The organism is Burkholderia sp. AU16482 (genome assembly GCF_002223285.1).
In the GTDB taxonomy this organism is placed as follows: Bacteria; Pseudomonadota; Gammaproteobacteria; order Burkholderiales; family Burkholderiaceae; genus Burkholderia; species Burkholderia semiarida.
This window is the reverse complement of the sequence record NZ_NKEY01000009.1, coordinates 335,943-355,868: the sequence shown is the minus strand read 5'-3', so window position 1 is coordinate 355,868 and position 19,926 is coordinate 335,943. Positions and strand designations below refer to the sequence as shown.

The window sequence follows — 19,926 nt, the reverse complement described above, 5'->3', positions numbered from 1 at the left end:
ATTCTCCATTCCCCGTATCGAAGGAAGCAGCCATGTCGAATTCCACCGTTGTCGTCGTGACCGGCGTGTCGTCGGGCATCGGGCGCGTCGCCGCAGAACGATTCGCCGGACGCGGCTGCCGCGTGTTCGGCACCGTGCGCAGCATCGCGCGAACGGCGCCCGTTGCCGGTGTCGAGCTGATCGAGATGGACGTGCGTGACGACGCGTCCGTTCGATCCGGCATCCGGACGATCATCGACCGCGCCGCGCGTATCGACGTACTCGTAAACAATGCGGGCATGAGCCTGATCGGCGCGGTCGAGGAGACGTCGGTGGACGAAGCCGAGGCGTTGTTCGACACCAATGTATTCGGCATCCTGCGTACGACCCGTGCGGTACTTCCGCACATGCGGGCGCAACGGCGCGGCCGGATCGTCAATGTCAGCTCGGTGCTCGGCTTTCTGCCGGCGCCGTACATGGGGCTTTATTCGGCGTCCAAACATGCGGTGGAAGGTTTGACCGAATCGCTCGATCACGAGCTGCGCCAGTTCGGCATTCGCGCGACGCTGGTCGAGCCGTCGTTTACGCGGACCAACCTGGACGTCAACGCGCCGCAGGCGAGCGCGCCGATCGCCGATTACGACCGCGAGCGCACGCTCGCCGCGCGCGCCGTCGGCGACAGCGTGAAAGCCGCGCCGCACCCCGAGGGCGTGGCCGCCACCGTCGTCGACGCGGCGCTCGGCGCATGGCGGATGCGGCGTACGCCCAACGGCGAGGCGTCGCTGCTGCGCAGGTTGCGGCGCTTCATGCCGGCCGGCCCGGTCGATGCGAGCCTGCGGAAAAAATTCCGTCTCGCGTGACGCGGCCGGCCGCCGAAACGTCCGTGGACGAGGCACCCGCCAGGGAAATCGGCATCATCGGAACCGGCTTGCGTACCGGCTGAGGGCGGTAGCCGGAACGCCGGGGCGCCTCGCGATGACGGCCGCCGGGGACGAAAGCGATGCGAAGCAAGCCGCGACGCCGACACTCACCGCTGCAACACCGCCACCGCCTTGATCTCGACGATAGAGCCGGGTGCGCCGCCCAGCATGTGCGCGCCGACCGCCGTCCACGCCGGCTTCGGATGCGCGCGGAGGTAGCGGTCGCGCACCTGCATGAACAGCGGCAGGTCGCGCATGTCGGTGTGGAAGGTCGTGAGATCCACGACGTCGTCGAGCGACGCACCGCCCGCTTCGAGCACGCGCTTCAGGTTCTCGAACGCCTGCACGATCTGTGCTTCACGGCCTTCGACCAGTTGCATCGCCGCGTCGCGGCCGATCTGGCCGGACACGTACAACGTATCGCCCACCTTGACCGCCGGCGCATAGCCGATTTTTTCGTACACGGCTTCCATGCCGGCCGGAACGATCGCTTCGCGTTTTTGCATGAGTGTCTCCGTGGCCGGACTCGCAGCGCCGGCCGATTGTTCGTGTGAGGATCGGTGCGCGCGCCGCTCAACCCGTATCGCCGCCCGCCACCGGCAGCACCGTCCCGGTGATATAGCTCGCTTCATCGGACGCGAGAAACAGAATCGGCGCGATCTGTTCGTCGAGCGTGCCGTAGCGCTTGAAGTACGTCGAGTCGGTCACCTGCCGCACCGCTTCCCCCATCCACGCCTGTTCCTGCTCGGTGTCGCCGGCCGCATTGCGCGGCACGCGGCGCGGCGGTGCGCTGGTGCCACCCGGCGCGGTGGCGACGACGCGGATGTTGTGTTCCGCGTACTCCATCGCGAGCGCCGACGTCAGCGCGTTTACACCGCCCTTCGCGGCCGAATACGGCACGCGGCGAATCCCGCGCGTCGCGTTCGACGAGATGTTGACGATCGTGCCGCCGCCACGCGCGATCAGGTGCGGCAGCACGGCATGGCAGGTATAGAGCGTCGGCATCAGCGAACGGCGGATTTCCGCGTCGATCTGCGCGGGCTCGAACTCGGCGAACGGCCGCATGCGAATCGCGCCGCCGACGCCGTTGATCAGGATGTCGACGCCGCCGAACGTCCGCACCGCGTGCGCAATCGCCGCATGCGCGCCTTCGTACGTTTCGAGATCGGTGACGAAGCCTGCCGTGTCGCTCCCCCTCGCTTCGGCCGCCACCTCGGCGACGAAATCCGCGCGATCGACGAACAGCACCCTGCCGCCCTCGGCCGCCGCGCGCAGCGCGACGCCGCGGCCGATGCCCTGCGCCGCGCCGGTGACGACGACGACCTTGCCGGAGAATCGTTGCATGGTCATGCCGCCTTTGCCGTGACGTTGGGGGTGAACTTCTCGTAGTGGAAGCTGTTCGGCTTCACGCCCGCGTCGTCGAAGTACTGGCGCACCGCATCGACCATCGGCGGCGGGCCGCACAGATACACGTCGACGTCGCCGTCGTTCAGCGCGTCGGCCGGGATGTGCTGCGTGACCCAGCCCTTGCGCGGATGGTTCGACGCGGCGTCCGCGACGACGGTGGCAAAGCTGAAGTTCGGCAGCTTCGCCGCAACCGCCTCGATCGCGTCGACCAGCACGAGATCGAGATCGCGCGTCACGCCGTAGACGAGGTGCACCTTCTGCTGCGACCCGCTGCGCGCGAGCACGTCGAGCATCGACAGGAACGGCGCGAGGCCCGTGCCGCCGGCGAGGAACAGCAGCGGCCGCTGCACGTCGCGCAGGTAGAAGCTGCCGAGCGGCCCGTTCAGTTCGAGCGTGTCGCCGGGTTTCGCCGATTCGAGCCACGTGCTCATCACGCCGCCCGGAATCTTCTTGATCAGGAATCCGACCTTCGTATCGCCCGGCGCGGACGAGAATGAATACGAACGATGCTGGCCGGTGCCCGGCACGCCGATGTTCACGTACTGGCCCGGCAGGAACGCCGGTGCGCTCGCGCCGACATCGAGCTCGAGCACGACGGCCGCATCGTTGTGCTGCTCGACCTTCGTGACCGTCGCGGCGAAGCTGCTCTGCCCGGTCTTGCACGCGACCGACGACGTCGGCACCGCGATCACGCAGTCGCTTTGCGGCACCATCTGGCACGTCAGCACGAGGCCACCGTCCTTTTCGTCATCGGTGAGCGCATCGTCGATGTAGTCGTCGCCGAGGTCGTAGCGGCCGCTTTCGGCGCGGCACTTGCAGGTGCCGCACACGCCGTCGGAACAATCCATCGGCAGGTTGATCTTCGCGCGGAAAGCCGCATCGAGCACCTTCTCGCCGGCCTTGCAGTCGATGAAGCGGGTTACCCCGTCCTCGAAATTCAATGCAATCTTGTAGCTGGACATCGCGTCACCTCCACTTCCTTTCATGGCAAACAACGGGCGTCAGACGTGATAGACGTCGAGCACCTGCCGGATGTAGTCGTTCTTCAGCACGATCTTCTTGTGCGAGATCAGCAGCGCGTCGCCCGCCTGCCGCAGCGTGACGAACACCGTGCCGAAGAAGTGGTCGGTGACGCGGTAGCGGTGATTCAGCGTATGAAAGTTGTAGCGCACGTCGACCTCGCCGTCGCGTTCGGCCAGCACCTCGACGTTCGTCACGTTGTGGCTGGTGCGCGGTTCAGGCGTCGATGCGCCGCTGCGCTCGGTCTTGATCCGGAACACGCGATCCTCGAGCCCGCCGCGATCCGGGTAGTACATCAGCGAAATCTGGCGCTGCGGATCGTCGGTCGGCCGATCGTCGTCGTCCCACGCGGGCATCCAGTACGTGACGTCCTCCGTGTAGCAGGTCAGCCATGCGTCCCACTCGCGATCGTCGAGCAGACGCGCCTCGCGATACAGCGTCGCGCAAATCGTCCGGTAATCGAAGCTCATGCCGCCACCTCCCCGCGTTCCTTCTTCAGCGCATCGCGCATCACGTGCACCCAGTGTTCGTGCTGGCACACGAACAGCCCTTCGTCCTCGCTGCGCTCGCCCGAAATGCGCGGGTTCAGCCCCATCTTCCTCGCGTTCTCGTCGGGCCCGTCGATCCACAGCGGCGCACCGCGCGACAGGTCGTTCCACATCGCCGTGATGCCCGCATAGCCGGCCTGGCACGCGCGGAATTCCTCGAGATCGTCGGCCGTGCCCATGCCGGTCACGTTGAAGAAATCCTCGTACTGGCGGATGCGCGTCGTGCGGTCGGCTTCGCTCTCGCCCTTCGGCGCGAAGCAGAAGATGCTGACTTCGGTCTTGTCGACCGCGAGCGGACGCACCACGCGGATCTGCGTGCTGAACTGGTCCATCAGGAACACGTTCGGATACACGCACAGGTTGCGCGTCTGGTTCACGATGAAATCGGCCTGCACGTCGCCGACGCGCGCACGGATCTCGTCGCGGTGCCGGTACACGGGCCGCACTTCCGGGTTCATCGTCTTGGTCCACAGCAGGATGTGGCCGTGGTCGAAGCCGTACACGCCCGCGACCGACTTGCTCCAGCTGTTCGCGTCGACCGCCTTGGTGCCCTCTTCCTTGCGGCGGCCCATCGTCGCCGCATAGTTCCAGTGCACGGTGCTGACGTGATAGCCGTCGCAGCCGTTCTCCATCTGCATCTTCCAGTTGCCTTCGTAGATGTAGGACGAGTTGCCGCGCAGCACTTCGAGACCGTTCGGCGCCTGATCGACGATCTGGTCGATGATCACGCGCGCTTCGCCGAGGTAGTCCTCGAGCGGCAGCACGTCGGCGTTGAGGCTGCCGAACAGGAAGCCGCGATAGTTCGCGAAGCGCGCGACCTTCTTCAGGTCGTGCGAGCCGTGCGTGTTGAACTGCACCGGATACTCGGTCGTTTTCTCGTCCTTCACCTTCAGTAGCTTGCCGGTGTTCGAGAAGGTCCAGCCGTGGAACGGGCACGTGAAGCTGCCCTTGTTGCCGTGCTTGCGGCGGCACAGCATCGCGCCCTTGTGCGCACACGCATTGATCACCGCATGCAGCTCGCCGGTCTTGTCGCGCGTGATGACGATCGGCTGGCGGCCGATCCACGTCGTGTAGTAATCGTTGTTGTCGGGAATCTGGCTTTCGTGCGCCAGATACACCCAGTTGCCCTCGAAGATATGCTTCATCTCGAGCTCGTACAGCGCCGCGTTCGTGAAGATGTCGCGGCGGCAGCGGAAAATGCCGGCCTCCTTGTCATCCTGCACGGCGGTTTCGAGCAGGTGATCCAGTTCGTTCGCAGGGTTGATCGTGACGGACATGATGGCTCCTTCCATGCGCGTGCCGCGTCCTGCAAGCACGCTCGCATCGGTATCGGTTGAGTCTCGGGGAACCGGCCGGCAGCGTCGGCGCACGCGCGCCGCCGTGCCGTCGGGCGGGTTATGCCGTGGCGGACGCGCGCAGGCGTTCGACGATCTGGTTGTCCTTGCCCTGTACGAGCGGCGTCAGCACGAAGTCGAATTCGATGTCCTGGTACGCGTCGGCCTTGAGCCCGAGCGCCGTGCCGCCGGTCTTCTGCGTGACGGGCGGAATCAATTCCTCGCGCGTCGCATACGCGAAGTCGTCCCAGATCAGCGGATCGCCGTCGATGTTGAACTGCGTCGTGAGCTTGCGGTGGTCGTCGCTCGTCACGAAGAAGTGCACGTGCGCGGGACGGTTGCCGTGACGGCCGAGACGGTTCAACAGTTGCTGCGTCGCGCCCTGCGGCGGGCAGCCGTAGCCGACCGGCATCAGCGTGCGGAATTCGTATTTGCCGTCCGCGCCCGTCCTCACCGCGCCGCGCAGGTTGAAGTCGGTCTGCGCGCCGGTCGGATCGAAGTGCGAATAGAAGCCGTGCGAATTCGCATGCCAGCATTCGACCAGCGCGCCAGCCACCGGCTTGCCGTCGAGATCCTTCACCGTGCCGTGGATCACGAGCGGGCCCGCGCCGTCGTCCGCGTCGAGGTCGATCTTCGCGACGCCGTCGCGCACCGGAGCGCCCGCCACGTACAGCGGCCCCTCGATCGTGCGCGGCGTGCCGCCGTCGAGGCCGATCGCCTCGTCCTCGGCATCCATCCGGATGTCGAGATACTTCTCGAGACCGAGGCCGGCCGCGAGCAGCGCCGCTTCGCCATCCTGACCAAGCTTGTTCAGGTAGTTCACGCCGGCCCACACTTCGTCCGGCGTGATGTCGAGATCGTCGATCGCCTTGAACAGGTCGCCGAGCAGGCGCAGCACGATCTGCTGCGTACGTGCGTCGCCCTTCGAGCCGTTTCCGCCGCTCCCGCTCGCGTTCGATGCGGCCTTCAGCAGATCCTGCACTTCGTTCGTGTCGAAAACCTTGACGCTCATGATGCTGTCTCCATGTGTATTGGGGGATGACGGTCTTTGCCTGACTCGATTACCGCACGACTTTCGTCAGCCCGTCGCGGGTGAAGCGCCTGACCTTGTCCTCGTCGAGCGCGATGCCGAGACCGGGGCCGTCCGGCACGGTCAGTTCGAAGTCGCTGTAATCCAGCGGCTGCGTCAGGATTTCCTCGGTGATCAACAGCGGACCGAACAGTTCGGTGCCCCACTGCAGGTTCGCGACGCTCGCGAACAGGTGCGCGGACGCCACCGTGCCGAACGCGCCTTCGAGCATCGTGCCGCCGTACAGCTCGATGCCGGCCGCGTCCGCGATCGCCGCGACGCGTTGCGCGGCGAACAGGCCGCCACTCTGTTCGATCTTGATCGCGAACACGTCGGCGCCGTGATGCTTCGCGATCTCGAATGCGCTGTCCGGGCCTTGCAGGATTTCGTCGGCCATCAGCGCGACCGGGAAGCGGCGCATCAGGCGCGCGAGCGCCGCGGCCGACGCGACGGGCTGCTCGACCAGTTCGCAGCCCGCATCGGCGAGCGCCGGGATCGCGCGCGTGGCCTGCGTTTCGCTCCACGCCATGTTCACGTCGACGCGCACCGACGCGCGCTCGCCGAGCGCCTGCTTGATCTCGGCCACGTGGCGGATATCCGTTTCCGGCGCTCTCGCGCCGATCTTCAGCTTGAATACGTTGTGGCGGCGCAGGTCGAGCATCCGCTCGGCTTCGGCGATGTCAATGGCCGTATCGCCCGACGCGAGCGTCCATGCAACCGGCAGGCGGTCGCGACGGCGGCCGCCGAGCAGTTCGCTGACCGGCACGCCGAGACGCTTGCCGTGCGCGTCGAGCAGCGCGGTTTCGAGCGCGCTCTTCGCGAAGTGATTGACCTTCGCGAGCTTGCCGACATGCGCCATCAGCGCCTGGACGCGCGTCGCGTCACGGCCGACGATCGCCGGCGCGAGGTACGCGTCGATCGCGAGCTTCATCGCTTCCGGGCTTTCCGGGCCGTAGGCCATTCCGGCGATCGTCGTGCCTTCGCCGATACCGGTCACGCCGTCGCTGCAGAACACTTTCACGAGCATCAGCGTCTGGCCGTGCATCGTGGCCACCGACAGCTTGTGCGGGCGGATCGTCGGCAGATCGACGAGGCGGGTTTCGATGCGTTCGATGGTCGCGGAGGACATGGGGTGCGCTGCGTGGGGGTGGTTCATGGGACGGATTTATACGCGGCGGGGAAACGGGGCGTCCAATACTTTTAGGCGGGATTTTCGATACCTGGCAGGTATTGAAACCGCACTGGCGGCGCGAAATATGGCGGTGCGCCATACCTGTTTTGGATAGGTATGCTGGCTGGGAGGCTTGCTGGCGCGCGGTCGCGCGGGCTCGGGGTGGTGTTTGAGCGGAAGCTTATTGCTACTGCTTTTGGCAGCCGGAAAGCCCGCTGAAACCGGTGGCCTGTCGAGGCGATCAGGGTTTTCCTGATGGGAAAAAGGGTGGGGCTGGTCGCCCGGTCTTCAGCTTCGGTGTCGGTTGCTGCGAATGATCGGAAGGAAGTGGGTAGGCGGATATCGACGTTCTTGAACGCCCTCGTCGTCTGTCAGAAGCCGACGGGCGCTATCGCCCAGAAAGCGACCTTCGTTCGCGGCCTAGATGCCACCGTGCGCGGCAATGAACATGGCGACGGCCGACCGGCAATAGGACTCGATTTCGTCGTCGTCCTCTGCGCGCGCCTCATCGAAGCGCGCGACAAGCAGAAGATCGGATCCTTTGAAAAGCGCGGCAAACAAGCGGGCGGACCGGTGAGCATCGGGCACGTTCAGAATCGCTTTCGCGTGCAACTGACGCAACACCGCCTCGATTTGAGCGATGACACGGGCCGGCCCGGCTTCGTAATGAAGCTTGCTCAACGACCTTTGATTCGTCTTGTCGGCCAAAACCATGGCTTCGACACTGCGGACGTCCGGGCTCAACAGCGTGCGAAGCAGCGATGATCCCACCGCCATGAGCTGATCTTCGACCGAACCGTCGACGCCTTCGGAAAGGGTCTGCGGTGCGAATTGATCGCAACGAGCCACCATGGCCGCGCTGAACAGCGCCTCCTTGTTCTCGAAGTGCCGATAGATGCTGAGCTTGGATATCTTCGCCCGCTGGGCGACCTTGTCCATGGTCGTCGCTTGAAAACCCAATTCCACAAAGAGTTCGGACGCGGCGTCGACTATCGTTTGGCGAAGCGCTTCGTTCGCCGGCCGGCCGCGGCGGCCCGGGTTGTTTTCGGTCACGACAATTCCAGTACTTGACAGTATTCAAATTCCAGCATTACGATACCACGCAGTATCACAAATGTGCAAGCCAATGGGGTCGGCTTCGCGTATCGCTGGACGATATTGCGCATCAGCCCGCCCCCTCCATCCACGACACGGAGCCCATCACCATGAACGACGTCATCATCATCGGCGGCAGCTTTGCCGGCCTCGCCGCCGCCCTGCAGCTCGGTCGGGCCCGCCGCTCGGTCACCGTGCTCGATACCGGCCGGCCGCGCAACCGCTTTGCCGGCCATTCGCATGGCCTGCTCGGCCACGATCACAAGCCGCCGCTGGACATCCTGGTCGAGGCGCGACGGCAACTGGCGCGCTATCCGACGATCAGGCTGGTCAATGCCCGGGCGGAGAGCGTGTCCGGCGCGATCGACGATTTCCGTGTCGTCACGGACGATAACGAAATCCTGACGGCGCGCCGCCTGATCCTGAGCTATGGCGTCGCCGATCAGATGCCCGATGTTCCGGGCTTCGCGGAAAGCTGGGGCACGTCCATCGTACCCTGCCCCTATTGCGACGGCTTTGAAGCCGCCGGCCAGCATTGGGGGCTCGTTTGGTCCGGCCCGCAGTCGCACCAGTCTGTCAGGCTGTTCCGCGACTGGACCGACAAATTGACCGTCTTCGCCGATGGTCACGACATCGCGCCGGATATCCAGGCCGATCTGGCCCGCCGCAACATCCCTGTCGTCGATGGCCGGATCGTGGAGATCGCCCATCGCAATGGCCATATCACCACCGTCAATCTCGATACCCGCCGCCATGTCGCGGTCGACATCCTGTTCGCCCAGCCGCGCAACAAGCCGTCCGCAAGCCTGCATGAATCGCTGGGCCTCGCCACGGTCGATACGCCCACCGGCATCGTCCTCGAGGTCGACGCGCGCCGCCAAACCAGCATGCCCGGTATCTACGCCGCCGGCGACCTCGCCACGCCATTCTTGCCCTCGGTCACCCAGGCATCGTCGCAGGGCGCGATGGCGGGTATCTTCGCCCAACAATCGATGCTGGTTTGAGCACGCGGATTCCGTTCTCCGGCTGCATCGACCCTTTCGAAGCGACTGGCGTGGATCGGCGAGGTGAAGGACGGATTCGTCCAGTTTGACGGAATGGCAGGAGCGGTTGGTGTGCGTCGCGTTCCGGCGGCAGGCGGCGCCGGTCTCGACGCCTGAGACGATCACGCGCAAGTCTGGCGCCTTGTTGCTGGTGGAGGTGGCCTGGCTCGAGAAAAGCCGAGCATGGGCCTTGGCGCCGCTTTGCGCGCCGAGCCTTCGGATACGGCGCACGTCGCGCCGCACCCGCTCTACCTGCCGCGTCATCGGCCGGCACGCCGCAACAATCCACCCACCGACTGTCCAGTTTCCGTACACCGAATCGCGAACGCTCTCCAAACCATGCGCGCGCCGCGCGTGGGAAGAAACCCGGATAGCCCCGCTTCCCCACACCGGCCTACCCTCGCGCGCACGCCGGTCGACGCCAGGCAACACCCGATCCGGCGATCCGAATTTCCCCAGGAGCGCACATGGATAGCAGCAGGAACCCCGCCCTCTTCGACGCCGACATCTGGCGCGGCAGGATCTTCACCGGACGCTGGCACGCGAGCCCGCACGCGGCCGACGTGATCGAACCGGCGACCGGCAACACGCTCGGCCGCATCGGTCTCGCGGACAGCGCGGCCATCGCCGACGCATCGGCCGCCGCACATCGCGCACAGCCCGCGTGGTTCGCCCTACCCTACGACGACCGCGCGGCGGTCCTGCGCCGCGCGGCGGCCGTCGCCGAAACGCACTTCGACGCGATCGTCGACTGGCTCGTGCGCGAAAGCGGCTCGACCCGCGCGAAGGCGTCGTTCGAAACGTCGGTCACGATCAAGGCGCTGCACGAAGCGGCCGGACTGCCGTCGCGCGCGGCCGGCGAAGTGCTGCCGTCGACGGCCGGCCGGCTGTCGCTCGCGCGCCGCCGCCCGCGCGGGGTGGTCGGCGTGATCTCGCCGTTCAATTTCCCACTGTACCTCGCGATACGCGCGGTCGCGCCGGCGCTCGCGCTCGGCAACGCGGTCGTGCTGAAGCCCGATCCGCGCACCGCCGTGTGCGGCGGCATCGCGATCGCCCGCGTGTTCGAGCTCGCCGGCTTGCCCGAAGGCGTGCTGCACGTGCTGCCCGGCGACGGCGCGGCCGGCGCGGCGCTGGTCGCCGATCCGCACGTCGCGATGATCCAGTTCACGGGTTCCACCGCGGCCGGGCGCAAGGTCGGCGAAGCGGCGGGCCGCCATCTGAAGAAGGTATCGCTCGAACTCGGCGGCAAGAACTCGCTGATCGTGCTCGACGATGCCGACCTCGATCGCGCGGTCGCGAACACCGCGTGGGGCGCGTATCTGCATCAAGGCCAGATCTGCATGGCGACCGGCCGCGTGCTCGTGCAGCGCGCGATTCACGACCGCTTCGTCGCGAAGCTCGTCGAAAAGGCGCAAAGCCTGCGCGTGGGCGACCCGGCCACCGGCGACGTCGGCCTGGGCCCGCTGATCAACGCCGCGCAGCGCGACCATGCGGCGAGCGTGGTCGACGCGGCCCGCCGCGCGGGCGCGCGTGTCGAGACGGGCGGCGGCCATCGCGGCCTGTTCTTCGAGCCGACCGTGCTGAGCGGCGTCGCGCCGGGCAATCCGGCATTCGACGAGGAAATCTTCGGGCCGGTCGCGATCGTCGTGCCGTTCGATACCGACGAGGACGCGATCGCACTCGCCAATCAAACCGAATACGGGCTGTCGATGGCGATCCTGTCGGCCGACGTCGGCCGCGCGCTGCGGATCGGCGAGCGGTTGAACACCGGGCTGCTGCACATCAACGACCAGACGGTCAACGACGAAGCGATCAACCCGTTCGGCGGCGTCGGCGCATCGGGCAATGGCTCGAGCATCGGCGGTGCGGCAAACTGGGAGGAATTCACGCAGTGGCAGTGGCTGACGATCAAGGGCGAAGCGCCGCTGTATCCGATTTGACGAGGAGACCGATCATGTACACCGAACACGATACACGCGCCGTCACCGCGGCCGTCGCGCGCGCGGCCGGCGCACCCTTCTCCATTGAATCCGCCCGCATTCGCGCGCCGCGCGGCGACGAGGTGCTCGTGCGCGTCGTCGCGACCGGCTTGTGCCATACCGACCTGATCGTGCGCGACCAGTACTATCCGGTGCCGCTGCCGGCCGTGCTCGGCCACGAAGGCGCCGGCGTGGTCGAGGCGGTCGGCCCGAACGTGAAGACGCTCGCGGCCGGCGATCACGTCGTGCTGACCTACGGCGCGTGCGGCCACTGCGCGTCGTGCGTCGGCGGTCACGGCGCGTATTGCCGGCAGTTCTTCGCGCTGAATTTCGGTGGCGCCGACTCGGACGGCCAGACGGCCATGCGGGACGAGGCCGGGCAACCGCTGCACGATCACTTCTTCGCGCAGTCGTCGTTCGCGAGCTACGCGCTCGCACGCGAGAACAACGCGATCAAGGTGCCGAAGGAAGCGCCGCTCGAACTGCTCGGCCCGCTCGGCTGCGGAATCCAGACCGGCGCGGGCGCGGTAATCAACTCGCTCGCGGTGCGCCCGGGCAGCAGCTTCGCGAGCTTCGGCGCCGGCGCGGTCGGCATGAGCGCGGTGATGGCCGCGCGCATCGCCGGCGCGACGACGATCATCGCCGTCGACATCGTGCCGTCACGGCTCGCGCTGGCGCTGGAGCTCGGCGCGACGCATGCGATCAACAGCCGAGAAGTCGACGTCGTCGGCACGATCCGCGAGATCACCGACGGCGGCGTCGACTACGCGCTCGAATCGACCGGGCTGCCGGCCGTGCTGTCGCAAGGGATCGACGCACTCGGCTCGCGCGGCACGATGGGCGTGGTCGGCGCGCCGAAGCTGGGCACGAAGGCGGAATTCGACGTGAACAGCCTGCTGCTCGGCGGCCACGCGATCCGCGGCATCGTCGAAGGCGACAGCGTGCCGCAAACGTTCATTCCGCAGCTCGTGCAGCTGTATCTGCAAGGACGGTTTCCGTTCGACCGGCTGGTGAAGTTCTATCCGCTCGACCAGATCAACCAGGCGGCGGAAGACAGCAGCAACGGAAGCACGCTCAAGCCGATCCTGCGGTTGCCGCATTGAGCCGCGATGCGCCGCCGTCCGCGCAATAGATCGCGACCGCCGGGGGCCGCGCGTAGCCGCCGCGAAAATACCGCGCCGGGGGCGCCGGGCTATATTACGCATTCGCGCGACACGGGGCCCGCACGTCCAGCCCCGACCTTCGACCCCAACTGGAGCGCAGCGTGAATACAGCCCCCGAATCCCCTGCACGGCCGGTCGACCTCGACCGGCTTCGCGCCCGCTTCGCCGCGGGCGAGCCGCTGCCGGAAACGGCGTTGCCGGCCAGCGTCGCGCGCTCGTGGCTGCGTTCGCGCGCGGCCGGGCTGCGGCCGTGGGAAGCCGCCCGCTATGAAATGCAGCGCGAGCGCGACGAATCCCGCGACGACCGGCGGCTCTATCGCTGCGTCGCGCAGGAGATCGAGCCGCTGTGGGCCGCGTTCGGCGGCCGCGAATGGGCGATCATGTGCGTCAACCCACGCGGCACGATCGTGCATGCGCGGCGCAGCCCGCAATGCGACGACGCGCTGCTGACGCCGATCGTCGCCGGCCGCCGGATCGTCGAACCGAACATCGGCACGACCGCGCCGAGCTGCGTGATTCACGACGGCGCCGAGGCCGTCGTCGCGGGCGCGCAACACTATCTCGACGAGTTCTCGCGGGTGTTCTGTCTCGCGGTGCCGCTCGTCGGTTTCGACGGCGAAGTGATCGGCGCGCTCGATATCACCGGGATCGGCCGGCGCAACGTCGCGCAATTGCACGAGCCGTTCCGGCATGCGTCGCTGTCGGCCGAGCAGCGGCTCTATGCGATGCTGCGCGACTGCCATCTGCTGCAGGTGCAATTCGATCCGCGCTGGCTCGGCACGCCGCTCGCCGGCGTCATCGCGCTCGACGAAGCGGGCCGCGTGCGTGCGGTGAGCCGCCTGGCGCGCCGGATGCTCGATCTCGCGCCCGAAGGGCCGGTCGCGCCGGTCGGTCACCGCCAACTGTTTCCCGGCGCGACACCCGCGCAGCAGCGTCGCTTGCTGACACCGTCGCGCACGCCGCAGCGGATCGCGCGCGACGATGGCAGCCACGTATGGGTGCGCACCGTGCGCGCCCCGCTCGATCGCACGACCGCGGCGCGGCACGCCGACGTACTCGCCGACGCGGATGACGTGTGCCACGCGGCGCCGGCCGGCCACCCTCACGCCAACGCCAGCCTGCGCGAACAGTCGCTCGATGCGATCCGGCGCGCGCTCGACGAGCATGACGGCAACGTGTCGGCGGCCGCGCGGCAACTCGGCATTTCACGCACGACGCTGTATGCGAAGCTGCGACAGCGCGATGCGGCGGGGATCAGGCACGGCGGGGCGCATTGACCATGCGGGATGAAGTGCGGTGTGGCGATGGCGCTAAGCCACTGCCCGCCGCTCATGCAGCCGCAACGCTGCCCACGCGACACCGGCCGCGAAGATCGCGACCACGCCGCCGAAGGTACCGATCCACGGCAGCCCGAAGTCGCCCGCGATATGGTTGCCGAGCAGCGCGCCGGCGCCGATCCCGACGTTGTATAGCCCGGAGTAGATCGACACGGCCAGGTCGGTCGCCTCCGGCGCCAGCTTCAGCACCCATGCCTGCATCGCCAGCCCGAAACAGACGATCGCGCCGCCCCACACCAGCGTGTGCACGGACAGCGTGACGATGTTCAGCGCGCACGGGAACAGGATCAGCAGGCAGCCCGACAGCGCGACGATCGACGCCAGCAGGAAATCGTCGGGCCGGTGCGGATAGACGCGATTGAAGCAGACCGCGGCCGGCAGGCCGGCGACGCCGAACAGGATCAGCACGTACGTGATCCGGCTGTTGCTCGCATGGTTGATGCTCTGCACGAACGGTTCGATGTACGTGTACGACGTGAAGTGCGCGGACACGACCAGCACCGTGATCGCGTACAGCGCGACCAGCGCCGGCTTGCGCAGGAACACGCCGATGCTGCTCAGCGACCCGGCGCCCTGGCTCGGCAGCAACGGCAACGTGGCGCGCAGCAACAGCAGCGTGACGCCCGCCGCGCCCGCGATGATCAGGAACGTGATGCGCCAGCCGAACGCCTCGCCGATCACGCGTCCGAGCGGAATGCCGGCCACCATCGCGATCGCCGAGCCCATCGCGATCAGGCTGAGCGCGCGGCTCTTGCGGTCGCTCGGCGCGAGCCGCACCGCGAGCGGGATCGAAATCGACCAGAACACCGCATGCGCGCACGCGATGCCGAGCCGGCCGATCATCAGCACCGTGAAATTCCACGCGAAGCCGGTCACGACGTGGCTGCCGACGAACACCAGCAGCGCGACGCTCAACAGCTTGCGGCGCTCGACGTGCCGCGTGACGAAGGTCAGCGGCAGCGACACGACCGCGACGGCCCACGCGTAGATCGTCAGCATCAGGCCGACGGCGGTCGGCTGCATCTGCAGGCTGTCGCCGATCGCGCTCAACAGCGCGACGGGCACGAATTCGGTGGTATTGAAGATGAAGGCGGAGAGTGCCAGGGCCAGAACGCCCCACCACGATTGTTCGGAACTGACGGCGTCGGGGGTTGCCATACGGGGATTCGACGAAGGTTGGGCGCGCGCGGGCGGCCCGCCCGGCGCATCGGCGCGATTGTACCAGCGCTGTTCGACACGCCGCCGCCGGGCGCGGCGCGTGCGGCGCGTGCGGCGCGTGCGGCGCGGGACATGGCGGTGACACGGCCGCGCGCCGATAATGTGACGAACCGGGTTTTACCGACGATTTGCCCGACAACCATCAGGCCAGGAGAGTTACATGCGCATTGAAACGTCATTTCTGTTCGATCTCGACGGCACGCTCGTCGACAGCGTCTATCAGCACGTGCTCGCGTGGAAGGAAGCGCTCGATGCCGAAGGCATCGAACTGTCGGTATGGCGCATCCATCGCAAGATCGGGATGAGCGGCGGCCTGTTCCTGAACCAGCTGCTGCGCGAGACGGCCGGCGATATCGACGCGGAGCGCGTCGAGCGGCTCGCGCGGCTGCATGCGGCCGCGTACCAGCGGCTGCGCGCGCAGGTCCGGCCGCTGCCGGGTGCGCGCGAGTTGCTCGCCGCGCTGTCGAATGCCGGCATTCGCTGGGCGATCGCGACCAGCGGGCGAATGGAAACCGCGGCGATCAATCTCGAGGCGCTCGGCGTCGATCCGGCGAAGAACGTCGTCGTCACGCGCGATCAGGTGAAGTATGCGAAGCCGGACCCCGACCTGTTCCTGACCGCCGCCGCGAAACTGAACGTGCCGATCGAGCATACGGTGGTGGTCGGCGACAGCATCTGGGACATGCTCGCCGCCGCCCGCTGCCGCGCGCTGGGCGTCGGGCTGCTCTCGGGCGGCTACGGCAGCGACGAACTGGAGCGGGCGGGCGCGCTGCGCGTGTACGACGATCCTGCGGATCTGCTCTGGCATCTGGACGAGGTCGCCGCGCGGCCGTAGGCGCAGTTGGGTCGCGCCCGGTCCGTCCGTGCGTGAGCGGCGTTTCAGTCGGGCCGGACGCCGTGTGTCCGCGCGACCTCGTCCGGCCGAGGCAGCCGCGTGCGCGATTCGTTCGCGGCGCGGCTGCTTTTTCGATTCATCGAATCGAAACGATCCCCACCGCCATTGACGATCGCGATTTCAATATCTTTATCGGCGCCCGTTTTCCCGTGTTTTTAAAACAGACGGGAAGATTCTTGAAAAATCGAATCGACTCTCATATAACAAAGACACTTCGTTTCCGGCTCACGATCGCAGTATCCGAATCGTGAAAATGCGAGTCACATACGGAGCCGAACCGGCCAGCCGGTGCAACCCGCGTCGCTAGGCGTCCCGCACATGATCGGGCCTGCCTCGCGATGCCGCGTCACGGCGCCCTTTCCGCCATTTATCCGGGGATTCTATAAATGCGCACGGATCTTTCACCTTCATAACGTTTCAACGAAAGCATTACATCGTTTTATTCAATCGCACGATCGTACGTATCGGCACGCGCTTTTTTTTCGTTCCGGCGTTTCGTGAATACGTGTGCTGCCGCTCGATCGGCGGGTGTTGTTTTTGTCCAGTTTGACGAAAATAAACGACGCGAGGATTCCGATGAATCAGGTCAGCGAACAGGCGATCGTCGACATGCGGGCAGCGCATCCGGCGCCCGCCCTGCCGATCCGGGTGCTGCACGGCGACACGGTGAGCGATTACGAGCGGAAAGTGCAGACGACCTACGCCGGCAGCCCGGACGACTGGCGCAAGGCGATCGGCGAATATCTGTTGTTCCAGTTCGGCGTCTACGACGATCCGCGCTCCACGCCGCCGATCTCGCTCGACGAGTCGGGCATTCGCTACTTCGAACGCCAGCTTGGCCTCGCCGGCTTCGACGATCCCGTTCCCGCGCGCGTCGAGCGCATTCTCGACATCGGCTGCGGCTGGGGCTACATCCTCAAGTATCTCGCCGGCCGTTTCCCGGGCTGCATCCGCCTCGACGGCGTCAACGTCAGTCGCGAACAGCTCGAGTACTGCGCACGTTTTCATGCGCAGCACGGGCTCGCCGGGCGCATCAACCTGTATCAGTGCAACGCGCAGGACGTCGATCGGCTGCCCGATCCCGGGACGCCGTACGATCTCGTCATCATTCGCGGCGTGATCTCGCATTTCCCGAACGCGCTGTACGAAAAGGCGATGCGCGCGCTGCATGCGCGTGTGCGCGGCGGCGGCTCGGTCGTCATCTCGGACAATCTGTACAACGTCGATCTGAACGAATACCGGTCCGACACGCCGGACGAGGTCGACCGGATCGCGTGCAAGCATCGCAAGACTCCCGACTATTTCAGGCAGGTGCTGATCGACGCCGGGTTCGCGATCCGCGACATGCGCGTGCTGCCGTCGAACATCGACGTCGCGCGCTGGCTGATGGATGCCAAGGCCAACATCGATCGCCATTTTCCGCACCGCGCGCCGGACACGCTGGAAGAATTGCGCGTGCTCGCCGAAAACTGGTCCGTCGCGCTGATCAAGAACAAGGTGTCGACCTACAGCATCGTCGCGGTCAAACCCGACGCGTAACCGGGAGATCCGCATGCAAGCATCCGGAACGCCACGCGCCGCGGCCGCCCCGTCGGGCGCGACGGACACGCTGGTGCTCCCGCTGCCGCGTCTGTCGCTGCCGCTTGCCCGGCACCCTCAGCATCAAGCGATCGAGCAGCAGCTTGCGATCGACGACTACCCGTACATCCTGCGGCACTATCGCAGCGAGGCGGCGGCTCGCCGTTTTCTCGCGCAGCGGATTCCCGCATACGGCAGCCTGTGCTACCCGAACGCGCGGCCCGATCGCGTGTACGCGATCCATCGCATGATGAACGTCACGACGCTGATGGACGATGCCTTCACGCATCTCGCGCGCACCGGCGATCAGGCGGGGCTCGACGCGTTGCACGCTCATTTCCTCGCCGCGGTCGACGGCACGCCGCCGCCGGCCGATGCGCCTGCCGCGCAACTGCTGTACGACACGCTGCGCGCGATGCGCACCGTACTCGACGCGCGTCCGGCGTTCCGGCAGCGGCTCGTCGAATGCATCCGCGAACAGATCCGCACGCAGGCCGACCCGACGGCGACCGACGCGGCGCGCCTGTCGCTCGCCGATTATCTGGCGTTTCGCCGGGTCGAGGGCTTCGGACACTGGATCACGCTGCTCACCGAATATGCGCTCGACGTCGACATGGGGCAGCGCCTCGCGCAATACGCGGCACTGGCCGACGCGCGTAACGCCGCGATCGATTCGGTGATCCTCGTCAACGACCTGTTTTCGTTTCGCAAGGAACGGTCCGCGCGCGAGCGCTTCAACGCCGTGTGGATCCTGATGCGCGTGGAGGAATTGGGCGTTCAGGCAGCGCTCGACCGGTTGGCCGCGCTCTGCACGGCGAACGAACGCCGCCTGATCGACGCGCAGCAGGCGGTAGCGACAGGCGTGCTGGCAGGCGACGCCGACGCGCACGCGTACGTGACGGAGCTCGGCTACATGAGTGCGGGCAATGCGGAGTTTCACGCGTTCAGCACCCGCTACCACGGCGACGATTTCGGTGGCGGGCGCTTCACAGGGGGCGAAATCGCGATGACGGCGCTCCCGACACTCGACGAAATCGCTGTGCGCGACCGTCGCGATTCGCGCTGGTGAACGGAGACATGCGCATGCATTCATCGATTCATTTCCCGCCCGACCCCGCCGCGGCGGCGCGACCTCGCTACCCGGACGGCTGGTTCGCGCTGGCATACAGCCGCGACGTCAGACCCGGCGCGCTCGTCGTCACGCGCTTCATGGGCGAGGACGTCGTGCTCTATCGAACGGCATCCGGCCTGATTCGTGCGGTCGCGCCGCATTGCCCGCACCTCGGCGCCCATCTCGGGCATGGCGGCGTCGTGCGCGGCGAGGAGATCGTGTGCCCGTTCCATCATCTCGCGTTCGCGCCGGACGGCACTTGCGTGCGGGCCGGGCGCGACGGCAAGCCGCCCGCCGTCGTGCTGCGGCAGCGCCACGTGTGCGAATGGAACGGCGTCGTGCTCGCGTGGCAGGACCGTGCGGGCGCCGCGCCGCGGTGGTCGCTGCCCGAGCTGGACCTCACGGGCTATTCGCGGCCGCGCGGCCAGTGCCACACGCTGAACGGCAGCCTGCAGAATCCGGCCGAGAACGGCGTCGACGTCAACCATTTCAGCCCGGTGCACGGGTGGTCGAATCCCGCGCTGGAGCCGCCGGAAGCCGACGGCCACCAAATGACGATGCGTTCGACGCTCGTGCTGCTCGGGCAGCGGCTGCTGCTGGATATCACGATGCACGGCCTCGGCTGCATGGCCGCGCGCATGGAACTGCCGGACCTCGGGCTGCACGCGCGGGTCGTACTGTTCCCGACGCAGATCGAACCTGATCGCTGGACGTGCCGTGAATTCGTTGCGCTGCGCGTCGAACGCGCGTCGGCGTGGCCGTCGCCGCTGCGCCGGGTCGTGCACGAGATGCTCGTGAGCGCCGCGTACCGGTTGTGGTTCGTGCCGCAATTCAAGCGCGACCTGCGCATCTGGGATCACCGCGACTACGACGCGCGCCCGACGCTGATGGCCGGCGAGATGCCGATCATGACGTTCCGGCGCTGGGCCGCGCAGTTCTATCCGGAAGCCCGCGGCGACGCGCCCGACGGGCAACACGGGCAACACGGCGCCGTGCCGGCGGCCGTCGCCCACGCCGACCGGGCATTCGCGCGATGAACGCCATGCCGACGCAGGAGCG

Annotated in this window: 18 protein-coding genes; 9 read left to right on the top strand and 9 right to left on the bottom strand. The window is 66.9% G+C overall.

Annotated features, from left to right (window positions below; all coding sequences use genetic code 11):
- The first annotated feature begins 32 nt into the window (after nt 1–32).
- Nucleotides 33–839, top strand: coding sequence for an oxidoreductase (locus CFB35_RS32070; protein ID WP_089466155.1), 807 nt, complete (start codon nt 33–35; stop codon nt 837–839).
- 167 nt (nt 840–1,006) lie between these two features.
- Here CFB35_RS32070 and CFB35_RS32065 read toward each other — a convergent pair whose 3' ends face one another.
- From CFB35_RS32065 to CFB35_RS32030, 8 genes are all read right to left on the bottom strand, one after another.
- Nucleotides 1,007–1,405 carry a RidA family protein gene (locus tag CFB35_RS32065; RefSeq protein WP_089466154.1) on the bottom strand — a complete coding sequence of 133 codons (399 nt, stop codon included), beginning with the start codon at nt 1,403–1,405 and terminating at the stop codon, nt 1,007–1,009.
- Between the two features lie 67 nt (nt 1,406–1,472).
- Nucleotides 1,473–2,249: a benzoate diol dehydrogenase BenD gene (benD, locus tag CFB35_RS32060; protein ID WP_089466153.1), complete on the bottom strand. Its 777-nt coding sequence runs from the start codon at nt 2,247–2,249 to the stop codon at nt 1,473–1,475.
- Nucleotides 2,246–3,268: a benzoate 1,2-dioxygenase electron transfer component BenC gene (gene benC, locus CFB35_RS32055; protein WP_089466152.1), complete on the bottom strand. Its 1,023-nt coding sequence runs from the start codon at nt 3,266–3,268 to the stop codon at nt 2,246–2,248. Before benC ends, benD begins: the two co-directional genes overlap by 4 nt.
- A 39-nt stretch (nt 3,269–3,307) precedes the next feature.
- Nucleotides 3,308–3,796 (bottom strand): benzoate 1,2-dioxygenase small subunit, encoded by a 489-nt coding sequence (gene benB, locus CFB35_RS32050; RefSeq protein WP_059637266.1) that lies wholly within the window; start codon nt 3,794–3,796, stop codon nt 3,308–3,310.
- Nucleotides 3,793–5,151 (bottom strand): Rieske 2Fe-2S domain-containing protein, encoded by a 1,359-nt coding sequence (locus CFB35_RS32045; protein WP_089466243.1) that lies wholly within the window; start codon nt 5,149–5,151, stop codon nt 3,793–3,795. Before CFB35_RS32045 ends, benB begins: the two co-directional genes overlap by 4 nt.
- 118 nt (nt 5,152–5,269) lie before the next feature.
- Nucleotides 5,270–6,220 carry a catechol 1,2-dioxygenase gene (gene catA / locus CFB35_RS32040; protein WP_089466151.1) on the bottom strand — a complete coding sequence of 317 codons (951 nt, stop codon included), beginning with the start codon at nt 6,218–6,220 and terminating at the stop codon, nt 5,270–5,272.
- A 49-nt stretch (nt 6,221–6,269) separates the two neighbouring features.
- Nucleotides 6,270–7,406 carry a muconate/chloromuconate family cycloisomerase gene (locus tag CFB35_RS32035; RefSeq protein WP_089466150.1) on the bottom strand — a complete coding sequence of 379 codons (1,137 nt, stop codon included), beginning with the start codon at nt 7,404–7,406 and terminating at the stop codon, nt 6,270–6,272.
- Nucleotides 7,407–7,868: 462 nt separating this feature from the next.
- Nucleotides 7,869–8,501: a TetR/AcrR family transcriptional regulator gene (locus CFB35_RS32030; RefSeq protein WP_059575062.1), complete on the bottom strand. Its 633-nt coding sequence runs from the start codon at nt 8,499–8,501 to the stop codon at nt 7,869–7,871.
- A gap of 152 nt (nt 8,502–8,653) precedes the next feature.
- Between CFB35_RS32030 and CFB35_RS32025 the strand changes: the two genes are divergently transcribed.
- The 4 genes from CFB35_RS32025 (at nt 8,654) to CFB35_RS32010 (ending at nt 14,005) form a co-directional block, all read left to right on the top strand.
- On the top strand, nt 8,654–9,547 hold the full coding sequence (locus CFB35_RS32025) for an NAD(P)/FAD-dependent oxidoreductase (protein WP_089466149.1): 894 nt from the start codon (nt 8,654–8,656) through the stop codon (nt 9,545–9,547).
- A gap of 506 nt (nt 9,548–10,053) precedes the next feature.
- On the top strand, nt 10,054–11,526 hold the full coding sequence (locus CFB35_RS32020; protein WP_089466148.1) for a benzaldehyde dehydrogenase: 1,473 nt from the start codon (nt 10,054–10,056) through the stop codon (nt 11,524–11,526).
- A 14-nt stretch (nt 11,527–11,540) separates the two neighbouring features.
- Nucleotides 11,541–12,668, top strand: a complete 1,128-nt coding sequence (locus tag CFB35_RS32015; RefSeq protein ID WP_089466147.1) for an NAD(P)-dependent alcohol dehydrogenase — start codon at nt 11,541–11,543, stop codon at nt 12,666–12,668.
- 161 nt (nt 12,669–12,829) lie between these two features.
- Nucleotides 12,830–14,005: a helix-turn-helix domain-containing protein gene (locus CFB35_RS32010; RefSeq protein ID WP_226093996.1), complete on the top strand. Its 1,176-nt coding sequence runs from the start codon at nt 12,830–12,832 to the stop codon at nt 14,003–14,005.
- 33 nt (nt 14,006–14,038) lie between these two features.
- Here the strand turns inward: CFB35_RS32010 and CFB35_RS32005 are convergent, their stop codons facing one another.
- Nucleotides 14,039–15,223 (bottom strand): sugar transporter, encoded by a 1,185-nt coding sequence (locus tag CFB35_RS32005; protein WP_059575058.1) that lies wholly within the window; start codon nt 15,221–15,223, stop codon nt 14,039–14,041.
- Nucleotides 15,224–15,443: 220 nt separating this feature from the next.
- Between CFB35_RS32005 and CFB35_RS32000 the strand changes: the two genes are divergently transcribed.
- The 4 genes from CFB35_RS32000 (at nt 15,444) to CFB35_RS31985 (ending at nt 19,904) form a co-directional block, all read left to right on the top strand.
- Nucleotides 15,444–16,118 (top strand): HAD family hydrolase, encoded by a 675-nt coding sequence (locus tag CFB35_RS32000; RefSeq protein WP_027785977.1) that lies wholly within the window; start codon nt 15,444–15,446, stop codon nt 16,116–16,118.
- A gap of 636 nt (nt 16,119–16,754) precedes the next feature.
- Nucleotides 16,755–17,717, top strand: coding sequence for a cyclopropane-fatty-acyl-phospholipid synthase family protein (locus tag CFB35_RS31995; protein WP_089466145.1), 963 nt, complete (start codon nt 16,755–16,757; stop codon nt 17,715–17,717).
- A gap of 13 nt (nt 17,718–17,730) precedes the next feature.
- Nucleotides 17,731–18,825, top strand: coding sequence for a methyltransferase type 12 (locus CFB35_RS31990; RefSeq protein ID WP_089466144.1), 1,095 nt, complete (start codon nt 17,731–17,733; stop codon nt 18,823–18,825).
- Between the two features lie 14 nt (nt 18,826–18,839).
- On the top strand, nt 18,840–19,904 hold the full coding sequence (locus CFB35_RS31985; RefSeq protein WP_089466242.1) for a Rieske 2Fe-2S domain-containing protein: 1,065 nt from the start codon (nt 18,840–18,842) through the stop codon (nt 19,902–19,904).
- The last annotated feature ends 22 nt before the right edge of the window (nt 19,905–19,926 follow it).